This window comes from Rothia nasimurium (assembly GCF_035916755.1).
Lineage (GTDB): Bacteria > Actinomycetota > Actinomycetes > Actinomycetales > Micrococcaceae > Rothia.
Genome location: NZ_JAYWIX010000006.1, coordinates 38112 through 53377 on the forward strand (window position 1 = coordinate 38112; position 15266 = coordinate 53377).

General features: G+C 59.7%; 15 protein-coding genes. 12 read left to right on the top strand and 3 right to left on the bottom strand.

Annotated features, from left to right (window positions below; translation table 11 throughout):
- Positions 1 to 94 precede the first annotated feature (94 nt).
- From VSX42_RS07520 to VSX42_RS07535, 4 genes are all read left to right on the top strand, one after another.
- Positions 95 to 430 carry a metal-sensitive transcriptional regulator gene (locus VSX42_RS07520; protein ID WP_326503701.1) on the top strand — a complete coding sequence of 112 codons (336 nt, stop codon included), beginning with the start codon at positions 95 to 97 and terminating at the stop codon, positions 428 to 430.
- An 81-nt stretch (positions 431 to 511) separates the two neighbouring features.
- Positions 512 to 727, top strand: a complete 216-nt coding sequence (locus VSX42_RS07525; RefSeq protein WP_326503702.1) for a heavy-metal-associated domain-containing protein — start codon at positions 512 to 514, stop codon at positions 725 to 727.
- A 259-nt stretch (positions 728 to 986) separates the two neighbouring features.
- Positions 987 to 3266: a heavy metal translocating P-type ATPase gene (locus VSX42_RS07530; RefSeq protein ID WP_326503703.1), complete on the top strand. Its 2280-nt coding sequence runs from the start codon at positions 987 to 989 to the stop codon at positions 3264 to 3266.
- Between the two features lie 28 nt (positions 3267 to 3294).
- Positions 3295 to 3870: a YdhK family protein gene (locus VSX42_RS07535; RefSeq protein WP_326503704.1), complete on the top strand. Its 576-nt coding sequence runs from the start codon at positions 3295 to 3297 to the stop codon at positions 3868 to 3870.
- 97 nt (positions 3871 to 3967) lie between these two features.
- Here the strand turns inward: VSX42_RS07535 and VSX42_RS07540 are convergent, their stop codons facing one another.
- Both VSX42_RS07540 and VSX42_RS07545 read right to left on the bottom strand, forming a co-directional pair.
- Positions 3968 to 4975: an LLM class flavin-dependent oxidoreductase gene (locus VSX42_RS07540; protein ID WP_326503705.1), complete on the bottom strand. Its 1008-nt coding sequence runs from the start codon at positions 4973 to 4975 to the stop codon at positions 3968 to 3970.
- A gap of 135 nt (positions 4976 to 5110) precedes the next feature.
- Positions 5111 to 6070 carry a helix-turn-helix domain-containing protein gene (locus VSX42_RS07545; protein ID WP_326503706.1) on the bottom strand — a complete coding sequence of 320 codons (960 nt, stop codon included), beginning with the start codon at positions 6068 to 6070 and terminating at the stop codon, positions 5111 to 5113.
- 141 nt (positions 6071 to 6211) lie between these two features.
- On the opposite strand from VSX42_RS07545, the gene VSX42_RS07550 reads away from it, so the two are divergent.
- From VSX42_RS07550 to VSX42_RS07585, 8 genes are all read left to right on the top strand, one after another.
- Positions 6212 to 7627, top strand: a complete 1416-nt coding sequence (locus VSX42_RS07550; RefSeq protein ID WP_326503707.1) for an aldehyde dehydrogenase family protein — start codon at positions 6212 to 6214, stop codon at positions 7625 to 7627.
- Between the two features lie 218 nt (positions 7628 to 7845).
- Complete coding sequence (locus VSX42_RS07555) at positions 7846 to 9171, top strand: MFS transporter (RefSeq protein ID WP_326503708.1); 1326 nt, start codon at positions 7846 to 7848, stop codon at positions 9169 to 9171.
- A gap of 128 nt (positions 9172 to 9299) precedes the next feature.
- Positions 9300 to 10508, top strand: a complete 1209-nt coding sequence (locus tag VSX42_RS07560) for an acetyl-CoA C-acyltransferase (RefSeq protein ID WP_326503709.1) — start codon at positions 9300 to 9302, stop codon at positions 10506 to 10508.
- On the top strand, positions 10508 to 11266 hold the full coding sequence (locus VSX42_RS07565; protein ID WP_326503710.1) for an enoyl-CoA hydratase/isomerase family protein: 759 nt from the start codon (positions 10508 to 10510) through the stop codon (positions 11264 to 11266). Before VSX42_RS07560 ends, VSX42_RS07565 begins: the two co-directional genes overlap by 1 nt.
- A gap of 9 nt (positions 11267 to 11275) precedes the next feature.
- Positions 11276 to 12142, top strand: coding sequence for a 3-hydroxyacyl-CoA dehydrogenase family protein (locus tag VSX42_RS07570; RefSeq protein ID WP_326503711.1), 867 nt, complete (start codon positions 11276 to 11278; stop codon positions 12140 to 12142).
- A gap of 87 nt (positions 12143 to 12229) precedes the next feature.
- Positions 12230 to 12535 carry a helix-turn-helix transcriptional regulator gene (locus VSX42_RS07575; protein WP_326503712.1) on the top strand — a complete coding sequence of 102 codons (306 nt, stop codon included), beginning with the start codon at positions 12230 to 12232 and terminating at the stop codon, positions 12533 to 12535.
- Positions 12525 to 13730, top strand: coding sequence for a type II toxin-antitoxin system HipA family toxin (locus VSX42_RS07580; protein ID WP_326503713.1), 1206 nt, complete (start codon positions 12525 to 12527; stop codon positions 13728 to 13730). The genes VSX42_RS07575 and VSX42_RS07580 overlap by 11 nt, the downstream gene beginning before the upstream one ends.
- Before the next feature lie 329 nt (positions 13731 to 14059).
- The gene (locus VSX42_RS07585; protein WP_326503714.1) at positions 14060 to 14746 is read left to right on the top strand and encodes a hypothetical protein; all 687 of its coding nucleotides are present in this window, start codon (positions 14060 to 14062) and stop codon (positions 14744 to 14746) included.
- Between the two features lie 58 nt (positions 14747 to 14804).
- Here VSX42_RS07585 and VSX42_RS07590 read toward each other — a convergent pair whose 3' ends face one another.
- Positions 14805 to 15233 carry a PaaI family thioesterase gene (locus VSX42_RS07590; RefSeq protein ID WP_326503715.1) on the bottom strand — a complete coding sequence of 143 codons (429 nt, stop codon included), beginning with the start codon at positions 15231 to 15233 and terminating at the stop codon, positions 14805 to 14807.
- Between the last annotated feature and the right edge of the window lie 33 nt (positions 15234 to 15266).

The following is a 15266-nucleotide window of genomic DNA, read 5'->3' on the forward strand; positions in this document are numbered from 1 at the left end:
AAGTGCGTTCTTTGCCCGCACCTATGAAAATTTTGGTTACATTCAAGAATCAGCCCCCTTGTAGATATACCCCCAGGGGGTATATGTTAAAGACATGAGCGAAGAACACTGCGCAAGCCACTCGGCTGACCACCAGCACGGCTACACCGCCGACAAGGACGCCTACCTCAAGCGCCTACGCCGCATCGAGGGGCAGGTACGCGGCATCCAGCGCATGGTCGACGAGGACGTCTACTGCATCGACATCCTCACCCAGATCTCTGCCATCAACAAGGCCCTGCACAGTGTTTCCATCCAGCTTCTGGAAGATCACGTGCGGCACTGCGTCGTCGACGCCGCCACCCAGGCAGAAGCCACCGGCAACACCGCTCCCCTCGACGACAAAATCAGCGAGGCCATGGCAGCCATTACCCGCCTCATCAAGAGCTAAACCATAAACCCGGCGGGGCCAACCGGCTCCCGCCACCCCAAGTACGGGCGTCCGCGCCCCTCACCCACAAGGAGAAAACCCGTGTCAGCAACCATCGTCAAAGCAACCGGCCTCACCTGCAACCACTGCGCCATGAGCGTACGCGAAGAAATTGAAGAAATTGAAAATGTCACCGGTGTAGAGGTCGATGTGGTCAAGGGCGGCGAATCCACCGTCACCATCACCCACACCGGCGACCTGGACGCCGCCGCCGTCTCAGCCGCCATCGAAGAAGCCGGCTTCACCCCCGTCGGCTAATCTTCTAGCGCACTCTAGGGCGGGCGCGCGTCTCTGTCGGCTCATTTTTCTAGGGCTGTGGAGGGCGGCTTTGCCCACAGGAGGAGCGGACGACGGAGGGCGGCTGGCGCCCAGCTGGCTCCGGGGCTGGCGTGAATTGCGACGAGCCCCCAGGCGAGGAGCAAGAGGGTCGCTGGGCAAAGCCGCCCTCCACAGCCCGCGATATGTACCCGACCCCAGGCATCAAACACAACAAGCACATCAAGTGAAAGAAGGCGTCATGCCAACCCAATCCACCGCTGAGGTTTTCACCGGTGATACCCGCATCGTAAATCTGAACGTGGGGGGTATGACCTGCGCGTCCTGTGTGGGGCGGGTGGAGCGCAAGCTCAAGAAAATTGGGGTGGAGCCCTCGGTCAATCTTCCGCTGGAAACTGCCCGCGTGGTTGCCCCTGTTTCTATCACCGATGAGCAGCTGATTGAGACTATCGAGAAGGCCGGGTACACGGCTAGTCTCAAGCAGGACGCCGTCGAGCAGACGGACGATGCCGGGCAGGGTTCGCTCGCCCCGCGCCTGTGGGTGGCGGCAATCTTTACCCTGCCGGTCTTTCTCATTTCTATGTTTGCGACCTTCCAGTTCCCTCACTGGGGTTGGGTGGTTGCGGCACTGACCCTGCCGGTGGCGACCTGGGCGGCTCTGCCCTTCCACCGCCCGGCCTGGACTAACCTGCGGCACGGCTCCTTTACCATGGACACTCTTATTTCTCTGGGTGTTATTGCTTCTTACGCTTTTTCACTCTGGCAGCTGGCCCTTGACCCGGTTATGACCACCTATGCCGGGCACGGGGCGTCCGCTGGTGGGCACGGCATGGACCACATGCTCTACTTTGACGCGGCGGCCATGATTACCCTCTTTTTGCTGGCTGGGCGCAGCATTGAGACCCGCACCACCCGGCGGTCGTCCCAGGCCCTGCGGGCCCTACTGAATCTGGGGGCCAAGTCGGCCACGGTGTTGCAGGGCGGGCGGGAGGTTCAGATTCCCGTCAAGGATCTGCTCCCCGGCGACCTCTTTGTGGTGCGACCCGGTGAGAAAATTGCGGTGGATGGCGAGGTCGTTGAAGGACGCTCAGCGGTGGACACCTCTCTGCTGACCGGCGAGTCTGTGCCGGTTGAAGTGGAAGTGGGGGACGCCGTTGTTGGCGCAACCGTCAATACGTCGGGTTCGCTGACGGTGCGGGCGACCCGGGTGGGCTCTGATACTGTGCTGGCCCAGATGAGCCGCACCGTGGCGGAGGCCCAGTCCACTAAGGCCCCTATTGCCCGCCTGGCTGACCGGGTTTCTGCAGTCTTCGTTCCAGTTGTCATTGGGCTGGCTCTTGCTACCCTGATCGGCTGGCTACTGGTGACCAACGATGTCAATGCGGCTTTTACCGCAGCCGTGTCGGTGCTGGTCATTGCCTGCCCCTGCGCCCTGGGTCTGGCTACCCCTACGGCTCTTCTGGCGGGTACCTCGCGCGGGTCCCAGCTGGGCATTCTGATTCGTTCAGCCCAGGTGCTTGAATCCACCAAGCACCTGCGCACCGTGGTGCTCGATAAGACCGGCACCGTCACCACCGGCGCCTTCACCCTGGCTGAGGTAACCCCCTTCGTAGGCTTTGAAGACCAGGACGCCGGCCGGCTACTCGCCCTGGCTGGGGCGGCTGAGAGCCGCTCTGAGCACCCCCTTGCCCGGGCTATCACCCAGGCAGCCCAGGCCGCAGCTGGGGCGGGGGTTCCCCTGCCCGAGGTCACCGACTTTGAATCAGCCCCTGGCGGGGGCGTGCGGGCAACTCTACTCGAGCAGACCCCGGCAGGTAAGAGCCTGCCGGTCACAGTTCTGGTAGGTCAGGCCAGCTTCTTAACCGGTGAGGGTATTGAGCTGAGCGAGACCCACATCCGCGCCCTCCTGGCCGGTCAGGAAGCGGGGCGCACCACCGTCGTCCTCGCCCTCGACGGGCAGCCCGCCGGCCTGCTGGCCCTGCAGGATACCCCTAAGCCGGGGGCGTCCGAGGCCCTGGCCGAGCTGCGAGCCCTGGGCCTCACCCCGGTGCTGCTCACCGGGGACGCCGAGCCCGTCGCCCGCGCTGTGGCAGCCCGGGTGGGTATTGGCCCCGAGAATGTCTATGCGGGGGTCAGCCCGTCCGACAAGCTGGCCACCATCACCCGCCTGCAAGAAGGCGGGGTAGGAGTTGCTATGGTGGGCGACGGCGTGAATGACGCGGCCGCCCTGGCCAAGGCCGATGTGGGTGTGGCCATGGGGTCGGGCACCGACGTGGCCATGGAGGCCGCCGACATGACCATTGTGCGCAGTGACTTAGGTTCACTGCCGACGGCCATTCGGCTCTCACGGGCCACCCTGCGCCTGATTAAGAGCAACCTCTTCTGGGCTTTTGCCTACAATACGATAGCTATTCCGGTGGCGGCGGCGGGCCTGCTCAACCCCATGATTGCGGCGGCGGCCATGGCTTTCTCGTCGGTTTTCGTGGTGCTCAACTCCACCCGACTCTTCCGCTTCTCATAACATTCAACCCACACCCTAGGAGGTAACTATGAAAACCCTAACTACCCGCGTCCTCGCCCTCACCGCTGCATCGCTGCTGGCTTTGACGGCCTGTGGTTCCAACGACTCCACAGCTAAAAGTGAAGCCGAGGCCCTGGTGTCATCGGCCGCAGCTGCCCATGCTGATCACGCCAACCACCCGGCAGATGGCGGGCCTGCCCCTGCCGGCATCGCCGAAGCTACCGACCCCACCTACCCTGTTGGCACCGAGGTAGTTCTTGCTGCTGACCACATGAGCGGCATGGACGGGGCGACCGCCACCGTCGTTGGTGCTTACCAGACCTACACTTACTCGGTGAATTACACCCCCACTGACGGGTCTGACCCCGTGACCGACCACAAGTGGGTTGTGCAAGAAGAACTGGCGGACGCCGGGAGTGAACGCCTTGCCGACGATACCCCCGTGACCATCGAGGCTGAACACATGGCAGGTATGAAGGGAGCCGAAGGAACAATTGAGTCATCGACTGATGAGACCGTTTATATGGTGGACTTTACTGCCGGTGGCATGACCATGAAGAACCATAAGTGGGTCACTGAGTCTGAGATTAAAGCCGCCAAGTAACTCCTCACTCTCAAAGGGACCGCAAAACTTAAAAAGGACCGCATAATATGCGGTCTTTTTTTGGAAATGAGGTCCCCTTGCGAAGGGCGGGAAGGGGTTAGAGGGCGGGCTTAATATCGCGGACGATGGCCTCCAGCTGACGCAGGTTGAAGTCCACTCCCAGCATGTTGGGAATGGTCACTAGCAGGGTGTCTGCCTCAGCCACGGCCTCGTCCCGAGCCAGCTCTTCGGCGATTTTGTCGGGCTCACCAATGTAGCTCTTGCCGAAGCGGGAGACGGCGCCGTCCAGAATACCGACCTGATCCTGGCCCTCAGCCTGGGCGCGCAGGCCGAAGTAGTAGTTACTCTGCTCGTCAATAATCGGAATAATCGAACGCGATACCGAGGTGCGCGGGGTGCCCTCGTGCCCGGCGTCCGCCCATGCCTGCTTGAAGATACGCAGCTGCTCGGACTGCAGCTGGTCAAAGGGTACGCCGGTGTCTTCCAGCAGCAGGGTGGAGGACATCAGGTTCATGCCCTGCTCGCCGGTCCAGCGGGCGGTGTCGCGGGTGCCAGCGCCCCACCAGATACGACCGGGAAGGCCGGGTGACTGGGGCGTAATCGGATCGAGCTGGGTGGGGTCAGAAACGTTCTGGGCGATGCCCTTACCGGCGATAGCCTCGCGGAAGAGGGCGGTGTGGCGGCGGGCCATGTCAGACTCATCCTCATCCTCAGCGGGCAGGTAGCCAAAGTGGGCAAAGCCCTTGTAGACGGTTTCGGGTGACCCGCGGGAGATACCCAGCTGTAGGCGCTCGTTACCGGCAATCAGGTCAACCATGGCGGCCTGTTCTGCCATGTAGAGCGGGTTTTCGTAGCGCATGTCGATGACGCCGGTGCCCAGCTCAATGGTGGAGGTGCGGGCCCCTGCGGCAGCCAGCAGGGGGAAGGGGGACATCTGTTGCTGGGCGAAGTGGTGGACGCGGTAGAAGGCCCCGTCCAGCCCGATGTCTTCAGCGCCGACGGCCAGGTCGATGGCCTGGTGGAGCATGTCGGCGCCCGTGCGGGTTTTGGAGCCGGGGTAGTCGCCGTAGTGGCCGAAGGAGAGGAAGCCTATTTTAGGTGCCATGGTTGCATGCCTTTCAGGTTGATTTTCCTTACAGGCATTACTTTACCAGGAAAGCATTTCGAGCGATAGGGAGACGCCATCGGAAAAGTGCAAATACCCGTCACTTTTCATACGGCAGTTGCACTTTTCGACAGGCTAGCTAGCCAACATTCTCGCCCGGTAGGCCGAGGGCGATTCACCGTATTCAGCCTTAAAAGCCTTACTCACATGCGAGGGGTCAAACAGGGCATAGCGAGCACTGATGGTCTGCACCGAATCCCCACGGTAAAGAGGGTTAGCTAGATCCTCTCGAATGCACTCCAGGCGGCGGGTGCGGATGTAGGTAGAGACGGTCTGCTGATTGGCCGCAAACCTGCCGTGCAACTGCCTCAGAGAGATGTAAAGAGCGTCAGCAATTTTACCGGGGCCCAAGTCGGGGTCACCCAGATGCTCTTCAATATAGGCGACAGCCTGGTGAAAGAGCATATTGCCCGGCGAGCGCCCGGCTTCGTTTGATTCTGCCGCCATGACGGTAATCAGCATTTCGAGGGCCGAGCGTACGAGGGCCAGGGCGTGGGGGCCGCTGAGTTCGTCAAGGTTGGCTGCGAGCTGCTCAAAGAGGGGCACGGCGAACTTCCCGAGCCCTTGCTGGTCAGAGACGGGGGTGGCCGTAATGACCCCTACGTAGTCGGCCCCCAGGTGCACGAAGTTTTGCGGGAAGAGCACAATGAGGCTGCGCTGCTGGCCGGGGTATTCGAGCTGATAGGGGCGCTTAGTCACATAGAGGGCCAGGTCGCCGGGGCGCAGGTGGCAGGTGCGCCCGTCCTGAGTAAGCACGGCTTCGCCGTCGAGCTGCAGGCTGAGTTTGCAGTAGCCGTTGTGTTCGGCGTCGTGCGCGTCGGGGGTGCGAGCGACGCTGTGGGCGGGGGTGGTCATGTCGAAGAGTTCTACATCCCCCAGGGAAGCGGTGCGGACGCTGGCGCTGAAGTTTTCGGGGTCGTCGCAGGTGATGCGCAGGTCGCCGAAGCTTTCGCGCGCACCGGCACACCAGTCGGTGAAGCCGAGTTCTTGGTGCTGCCTGAAGCGGTAGGCTGCGCGGTTTTCTTCTTGGCTCACGTGGGCGTCCTCCTGCTGTCCTGCGGTCACATAAGTGACCGGGCGCACACTGCGCCAAATACTGTGCACGGCTCGCCTAACGCGCATAAAACCGTGACTCACATCATAGATGTAACCGTTTTTAACAGCAAGGAGATGACAATGCTGTCACTACCCACATCCTACTCAGAACTGGTAAGCCGCGTGACCGCGGGGGGCACCCGCGAGGTTTTTGACCCGGCCACCGAAGAACTTATCGGCCTGGCACCCGAGCAGGGCACCGACATCCTTGACCAGCTTGTTGCCAAGGCACGGGAGGCCCAGCCGGCCTGGGCGGCCCTCTCTCACGCCGAGCGCAGCGACTACCTCATGAAGATGGCGGACGCCATTGAGCAGGCCTCCGAGCCCCTGGCCGAACTGCTGTCACGCGAGCAGGGCAAGCCCCTCAACGGCCCCAATGCCCGGTTTGAGCTGGGCGGTTGCGTAGCCTGGACTCGCGCCACCGCGTCCTTCGGCATGGAGGAAGAGACCCTGGTAGATGACGGCGAGACCCGCGCCGTGCTCAACTACCGCCCCATTGGCGTAGTGGGCGGCATTGGCCCCTGGAACTGGCCGCTCATGATTACCATTTGGCAGATTGCCCCGGCCCTGCGCATGGGTAACACCATTGTGCTCAAGCCGTCCGAGTACACCACCCTGAGCGTGCTGGCCCTGGTTGAGGTAATCAACACCGTGCTCCCCGAGGGGGTTGTGCAGATTATCCCGGCGACTCCCGAGGTGGGCGCCGCCATGACCACCCACCCGGGCATCGATAAAATTACCTTTACCGGGTCCACCACTACCGGCAAGAAGATTGCCGCTTCAACGGCCGATACCCTCAAGCGCCTCACCCTGGAGCTGGGCGGCAATGACGCCGGTATCGTACTGGATGACGCCGACCCCAAGGCCATTGCCGAGGGGCTTTTCTGGGGTGCCTTTATCAACACCGGCCAGACCTGCGCGGCCCTCAAGCGCCTCTATGTGCCCGACTCCCTCTACGACCAGGTCTGCGACGAGCTGGTTGCCGTTGCCCAGAATATGCCCATGGGTGTAGGTCTTGATGAGCAGAACGTTCTGGGTCCCCTGCAGAACAAGGCCCAGTACGACATTGTTGCCAATCTAGTCCAGAAAGCTAAGGACGCCGGTGCGCGCGTCCTGCTGGGTGGCAACCCTGATGAAGGGGCCAAGGGCTTCTTCTACCCCACCACCCTGATTGCCGATATCGACAAGGACAACCCCCTGGTGACCGAGGAGCAGTTTGGCCCGGCTCTGCCGATTATCCGCTACTCCACCCTGGAGGAAGCCCTCGAAGAGGCCAACAAGCTGAATGTAGGCCTGGGCGCCTCTGTCTGGTCATCGAATATTGAGCGAGCCCGCGAGGTTGCCGCCAAGATTGAGGCCGGTACCGTCTGGATCAACAAGCACGGCGCGATTGACCCCCGCATCCCCTTCGGCGGCACCAAGGATTCAGGCTACGGCGTGGAGTTTGGTGTCGAGGGCCTCAAGCATATGGGCCTGCCGCAGGTTATCTGCGAATAAACCCCACCCTTCCCCTGCCCCGTCCGGACGCACCCGGGCGGGGCAGGCGTCCTTAACCTCCTTGCGGGCGGGGTCGGGTAAAAATTACTGACCGAGCGTTAAAAAATTTCTCGCGCAAACCTGTTGCCAAGCCCGGGTTTTCGTATATGATTTCAAACAAATGTGACCCCCACCTCACAGGGTACATATCATCCACCCCCGCACACAAGGAGACACCGATGTCTTCACACATGGCAACCACCACCCGCCACCGGGTCAGCCGCGAAGAAAAGAAGGTGCTAGCAGGCACCCTCATCGGCACCACCATCGAATGGTACGACTTCTTCATCTACGCCCAGGCCGCAGGCCTGATTCTTGCCACCCAGTACTTCACCCCCGAAGGCGAAGACAAGACCATCGCCCAGATCGTTTCATGGGCATCCCTGGGTATTAGCTTTATCTTCCGCCCGCTCGGCGCTATCGTCGCTGGCCACATCGGCGACAAGTTCGGCCGTCGCATCACCCTGGTGCTCACCCTTATTCTGATGGGCATCGCCACCGTCGGTATCGGTTTTGTGCCCACCTACGCCCAAATCGGTATCGCAGCGCCCATCATTATCGTGATTCTGCGCATCCTCCAGGGCTTCTCAGCCGGCGGCGAATGGGGCGGTGCCGCCCTTATGTCGGTGGAGCACGCACCCCGCAACAAGCGTGGCTTCTTCGGAGCCTTCCCCCAGATTGGCGTACCCCTGGGCATGATTCTGGCAACCCTGGTCAACCTCTTCCTCAACTCCATTTTGACCGAAGAGCAGTTTCTCAGCTTTGGCTGGCGCATCCCCTTCTGGTCGTCCATCATCCTGATTCTGGTGGGCTTCTACATCCGCCACTCCGTTGAAGAATCCCCCGTCTTCAAGGAGATGCAGAACCTCAAGAAGCGCGAATCAGCTCCGCTCAAGCAGCTCTTTAAGGGCAACACCAAAGAAGTTGTGCTGGCAGCTCTGATCTTCATCGCCAACAACGCAGCAGGCTACCTGGTTATCGCCTTCTTCATTTCTTACGGCGTGAAGGCCCTGGGGATGACCCGCGGCGATGCTATGACCGCCTCACTTATTGGCGGTCTGGGATGGCTCACCTTCACTATGATCGGCGGCTGGATGAGCGACAAGATTGGCCGCGTGCGCACCTTCCAGCTGGGCTACGGCTTTATGATTCTCTGGGCCGTACCCATGTGGTTCCTGATCGACAGCGGCAACGCAGCCCTCTTCACCCTGGCTATTTTCGTCCTCACCATTGGCCTGGGCCCCTCCTACGGCCCCCAGTCAGCCATGTACGCCGAAATGTTCCCGGCCTCCGTGCGGTTCTCGGGCATCTCGATTGGCTACGCCATCGGCGCGATTCTGGGTGGCGCTTTTGCCCCCATGATTGCTGAGATGATTCTGAAGCAGACCGGCCAGTCCTGGGTGATTGGCGTCTACATCGCGGCCCTGGCTGTGGTGTCGGTGATTGCGGTCAGCATGGTACCCAAGAGCAACCAGGAGATTGACCTTCACCCCGAAGAGGCATAAGCCCTCAGCCCCCGCCACCCACCGGTGGCGGGGGTCTTTCTCTTGCCCTTGACCTACATCACTTAAAGTGAAAAGATTTAGTGAACGATTGGTCAGTTATTTCTTGGCTTTCTGACAAAGGAGTTTGAATGTCGCAGACACCCCAGGCTTATCTCGTAGGCGGCTCCCGCACCCCCGTGGGGCGCTACGGCGGGGCGCTGTCGTCCGTCCGCCCCGATGATCTCGCGGCTCTGGTGATTAAGGACGTCGTCGAGAAGGCCGGGCTTGACCCGGCGGCTGTCGACGAGGTCATCTTGGGCAACGCCAATGGCGCCGGTGAAGAGAACCGCAACGTGGCCCGCCTAGCCTGGCTGCTCAACGACTACCCCGACACCGTCCCCGGCATCACCGTCAACCGCCTGTGCGCCTCAGGGCTCAGCGCTATTACCCTGGCTACGCAGATGATTAAGGCAGGCGAGGCCGATATCGTGATTGCCGGTGGCGTGGAGTCTATGTCCCGTGCCCCCTGGGTCATGGAAAAGCCCACCACCGCTTTTGCTAAGCCCGGCCAGAGCTTTGATACCTCTATCGGCTGGCGCTTCGTCAACCCCGTCTTTGCTGAGCGCGACAAGTTCACCTACTCCATGCCAGAAACTGCAGAAGAGGTAGCCCGCGTCGATTCTATTTCCCGTGAAGACTGTGACGCCTTTGCTGTCCGCTCCCACGAGCGGGCCATCGCGGCCATTGAGGCTGGGCACTTTAAAGACGAAATCGTTCCCGTGGTGGTACGGGACCGCAAGGGCCGGGAAACTGCGGTTGATACGGACGAGGGCCCCCGCCCCGGCACCACCGTCGAGGTGCTGGCCAAGCTGCGCCCGGTTGTTGCCGGTGGTTCTGTGGTGACGGCAGGTAATTCATCCTCCCTCAACGACGGAGCATCAGCCATTATTGTGGCCTCCGAAGAAGCTGTGAAGAAGTACGGGCTAACCCCGCGCGCCCGCGTCGTCACCGGCACGTCCGCCGGTCTAGCCCCCGAAATTATGGGTCTGGGCCCCGTACCCGCCACCGAAAAAGCCCTGGCCAGGGCCGGGTGGACGGTGGCAGACCTGGGGGCTGTGGAACTCAACGAGGCTTTTGCCTCCCAGTCCCTGGCGTCCATGCGCCGCCTGGGCCTGAACGAGGATATCGTCAACCGCGACGGCGGGGCGATTGCTCTGGGCCACCCGCTGGGCTCGTCCGGCTCCCGCATTGTCATTACCCTGCTGGGCCGCATGGAGCGCGAGGGAGCCACCAAGGGTCTAGCCACCATGTGCATTGGCGTGGGCCAGGGCGCTGCCCTGCTGGTGGAGGCCGTCTAATGTTTGAGCACTTCACCGCCCTAGCTGTTGAAGAGGGCGAGGACCGCCTGGTCGTCCGCATGAACCGCCCCGAGGTGCGCAACGCCATTGACGCCACCATGGTCGCCGAGCTGCACGAGGTCTGCACCTACCTGGAGGTCACTCCTAAGATCCTAATCCTGACCGGCTGCGAGGTGGACGGGCGCGGAATTTTCGCTTCGGGCGCCGACATCGCCCAGCTGCGCGAGCGCCGCCGGGAGGACGCCCTGCGCGGGGTTAATTCGCAAATTTTCGACCGTATTCATAAGCTCCCCATGCCGGCGATTGCTGCTATTGACGGCTACGCTCTGGGCGGCGGTGCGGAGCTGGCCTACGCGGCTGATTTCCGCCTGGGCACCCCCTATATCAAGATGGGCCAGCCCGAAACCAACCTGGGTATTATCGCCGCGGCCGGAGCCCTCTGGCGCCTTAAGGAGCTGGTGGGTGAGCCGGTGGCCCTGGAAATTCTGATGGCCGGCCGTATTCTGTCTGCCGACGAAGCACTTGAGCTGCACCTGGTGACCGAGCTGCATGAGCCGTCCGAGCTGTTGCCTGCCGCCCATGCCCTGGCAGACCGCATCGGGGCCCAGGACCCCCTGGCGGTGCGCGTGACCAAGCGGGTCTTTGCGGCCCCGCGCGAGGCCCACCCCCACATTGACGAGCTGGCCCAGGCGATTTTGTTTGAGTCCCAGGCCAAGTTTGACCGCATGCAAGCTTTTCTTGACCGCAAAAAGAAGTAGAGGTGAGTGATGACTGAAGTTCACGAGTTGAAGGTTCCCGCCCGTGTGGGCGTGCTGGGTGGCGGACGCATGGGCGCGGGTATTGCCCATGCCTTCCTGCTGGCCGGGGCCCAGGTTGTGGTGGTTGAGCGGGATGCCCAGGCAGCCGAAGCTGCCCGCGAGCGCGTGGAGCGCGACCTGGCTAAGTCGCTGGAGCGCGGGGCTTTTGACGGTAATTTTGATGAGCTGACCGGGCGGTTTGCGGTGTCGGTGGATTACGGTGATTTTGCGGACCGCCAGCTGGTGGTTGAGGCCGTGCCCGAGAACTGGGATTTGAAAGTTAGTGCCCTGCGGGCTGTGGAGGAGCAGCTGGGAGAGGGGGCCTGGTTGGCGTCGAATACGTCCTCCCTGTCGATTGACGGGTTGGCGGAGTCTTTGCAGCGCCCCGGTAACTTTATTGGCCTGCATTTCTTTAACCCGGTGCCGGCGTCCAAGCTGGTGGAGGTGGTGCAGTCCAAGCATTCTTCTACCGAACTGAAGGAGGCTGCCCGCCTCTGGGTTGAGGGCCTGGGCAAGACCCCGGTGGTGGTCAATGACGCTCCTGGGTTTGCGTCCTCGCGCCTGGGTGTGGCGATCGCTCTTGAGGCTATCCGTATGGTCGAGGAGGGGGTGGCCAGCCCTGAGGATATCGATAACGCCATGGTGCTGGGCTACAAGTTCCCCATTGGCCCGCTGGCTTTGACCGATGTGGTGGGGCTGGACGTCCGCCTGGGCATCGCCGAGTACCTGGAGTCCCAGCTGGGGGAGCGGTTCAGCCCACCCCAGCTCATGCGCGACATGGTAGCCCGCGGGGAGCTGGGCCGCAAGAGCGGCAAGGGTTTCTACGACTACAGCTAGGCCCGCCTGACCATACAATAAACAGAAGCTTTTCTTTCACTATAAGACTTATACTAAAAGAAAAGCTTCTGTTTAAGGGAGGTCTCAGTGGGATATATTCCCCTACCCGTCCGCCGGGCCCAACGCACTATGGGCGAGCAGCTAAGAACCCAGCGCAAACTTTTGGGCCTTACCGCCCAGATGGTAGCGGAACGTGCTGGAACCACGGTGGTGACCCTGCGAAAAATTGAGTCGGGTCAGCCGGTGCGCTCTGATATTTTGCTGACGGTTTTGAAGGTCCTAGGAATGCTAGACAGTGTTGTCACCGCAACTGACCCCTACCAGACCGATGTAGGCAAGCTCCGCGCCAACGAGAAACTGCCCAAGGTGGTGAGGCGGCGCAATGAACCCTAAAATTACCGTAACAACTTTCATCGGCAGTCAAGAGGTAACCGCAGGGCACCTCTATCCCGACTACCGCACAGGGGTTTTTTCTTACACCACAGATTACCTTTCACAGCCGCGCGCCTTTGCTTTAGCACCCTCACTGCCTCTTGTATCGGGCCCTCAGGCCTTCCAGGGATTAGGCCCTTTATCCGATAGTGCACCTGACCGCTGGGGGCGCAAGCTTCTGCAAAGAGCCGCCGGTAAGACCAGCCTGGGAGAATATGACTATCTCCTCGGGGTCAATGACGCAGGGCGGCAGGGGGCTACAAGGTTTTGGCGTGAGGGCGTGGTTCAGACAGCAGATGGGGCAGGGGTCCCTGCCGAAGTGGATCTACCCCAGCTCCTATCAATAGCAGACGCGGTAGAACAGAATTTCCCTGATATTCCGGATGTGCAGACCCGTCGACTCTTTAGGGCGACCGGCTCCCTGGGGGGTGCTCGGCCTAAGGCAAATATAAAGATTAATGACCAGTTGTGGTTGGCTAAGTTTCCTAAGCCCATTGGGGATGAGTGGGACATTATGGGCTGGGAGTTCACCGCACGGTCCCTGCAAGAGAAGGTTGGCATTGCCGTGCCACAGGGGCGGACTCTTACCATCACTGATGAGGCGGGGAGCTCTCGACGGGTTTACCTCCAAAGACGGTTCGACCGCACCTTGCAAGGAGCACGTATTCCTTATATTTCTGCTATGACTGCACTTGAAGCTCAGGATGGTGACGGGGGCGACTGGGTAGATTTGCTTGAGTTCGCACGCGAAAATGGCGCCAACACTCAGGAGCTGTGGCGCCGTCTGGCTTTTGGCTATCTGGTGGGCAATACTGACGATCACCTGCGAAACCACGGTTTCTTGTATAGCTCTGGCTCTTGGGAGTTAGCTCCCAGTTTTGATGTCAACCCGACACCTGATGACGTTTTCCATCAGCTATCACTGTACGGCTCAGAGGACTACACCCTTGATGAAGTTCTTGATCGGGAGATACTTAGTCTTTGTGGGCTGACTGAAGCTAAAGCAAAGCGCTGGCTACAGGCGGTAGGGCCGGTCCTTGAAGGGGCTATTCCTGAGGCTAGAAAGAATGGCCTTGATGCCCATAGTGTAAGTATCATGGAGCCTCGTTTTATGCACGCTCGTGAAGAGCTTAGGGGCTTCTACGACTACAGCTAGACCTTGCTATGAGGCTTATTCATAAGGGTCTTGCATGCTCACGCTGGATGGAGCCCAGCAGATTCCGAGCGAGCGAGGAAGTAAATCTGCGGGCGGAATAGGCGTAAGCCTGACCCTCTCGCCTGGTTCGCTGTGAGCATGCTTCGCCGACCCCTTATGAATAAACCTCACCTTTTGAATAACCCTCTATATCTACAGAGATAGAGGATAATAGAAATGCGGACCCACCCAATATTTACATTGGATACCGGGTCCAGCTTCTTTTAAAGGTAATCTGACTCATTGGGAATACTCTTGTCGAAATTTGCCCTCTTGAGTAGAATTTTTCCATGAGTAATAAAACTGGAACGCAGACGCGTCGCGAAGAAGAAATAGCCTTTCTTGCAATTGAAAATATTCTTGATGTTGATATATATCTGGCAGATTCTGGTGGGGGAAATAGTAGGCCGGATGGAGAATGGCGAGACCCTGCTAATGATTTTTTAAATATATTAGAAGTGACTTCTCCCGATGAAACCGAGTTGATGAGAAACATGTTTATTGCTGCGCGAGATGGGAAAAATCATATCGAATCTGGATTTCTTGGGAGTGACTGGGGTATGCTTCATGAGAATATTAATGAAATGTTGTCTGAGGGGTGGGTTGTGAAAAATGTTGAAAAACTTCGTATGGCGAAAGCTGATAGAAGGCACCTTTATCTTTATGGTCGTGGCATGAAATATCGGGATTGGTTTAATCGCCTTTGTCGCTGGGAGCCTGATTTTCAAGATGAGCCTTTGTTGCCTGTGGATATACCTAAAGGGATTGACCGTATCTGGTTTCAAGCTGGGAGTGCTCAAAAGGAGCCCGGCGCTGAATTCACAACTTGGGTGGCCTGGTATGATCCTGATTCAGGCTGGGGTTATAAGTCTATTGTTATAGATGAACGTTTTTTACCAAGCCCTCGACCCAATTTGAGAGGAGGATTTTTGAATATAAAACGCGTGCCTAAAAATAGAATTTCAATAGATAATTAGAATACTCAAAATAAGCCTTGTTTGAAATTTGGTAAAATATATTTTTTAAAATAATCTTCTATTTAATAAAATTGGTAATCCGCAGGGTGCAGAGCCGGGCCCCGGTTTCCTCGTGGGTAATCAGCACCTCGTGGGTGGTCAGCGATCTACCCAGGTGAATAGCAGATGCCGTGGCCCGCACCGTGCCGGTCTTCGATGACTTATGGTGGGTGGCGTTCACGTCCACACCCACCGCAACCCTACCCATGGACGAGGCATGAATGACCGCGGCCCAGGAGCCTACAGCCTCCCCCAGGGCCAGCATGGCACCCCCGTGCAGCAGGCCCAGGGACTGGCGGTTGCCCTCCACCGGCATGGTGGCCACGACCCGCTCGGCGGACTCTTCGAGCACCTGCACGCCCATCTTTTCGTCTAGCTCACCCAGGGTGATTTTCCAGAGTTCGACCTGCCCATCAGCCTCCTGGCCGGTGGCTACTTGCTCGCCCATGAGCGTCCTTTCCGCCCTGTTCCTCAAGAGGTG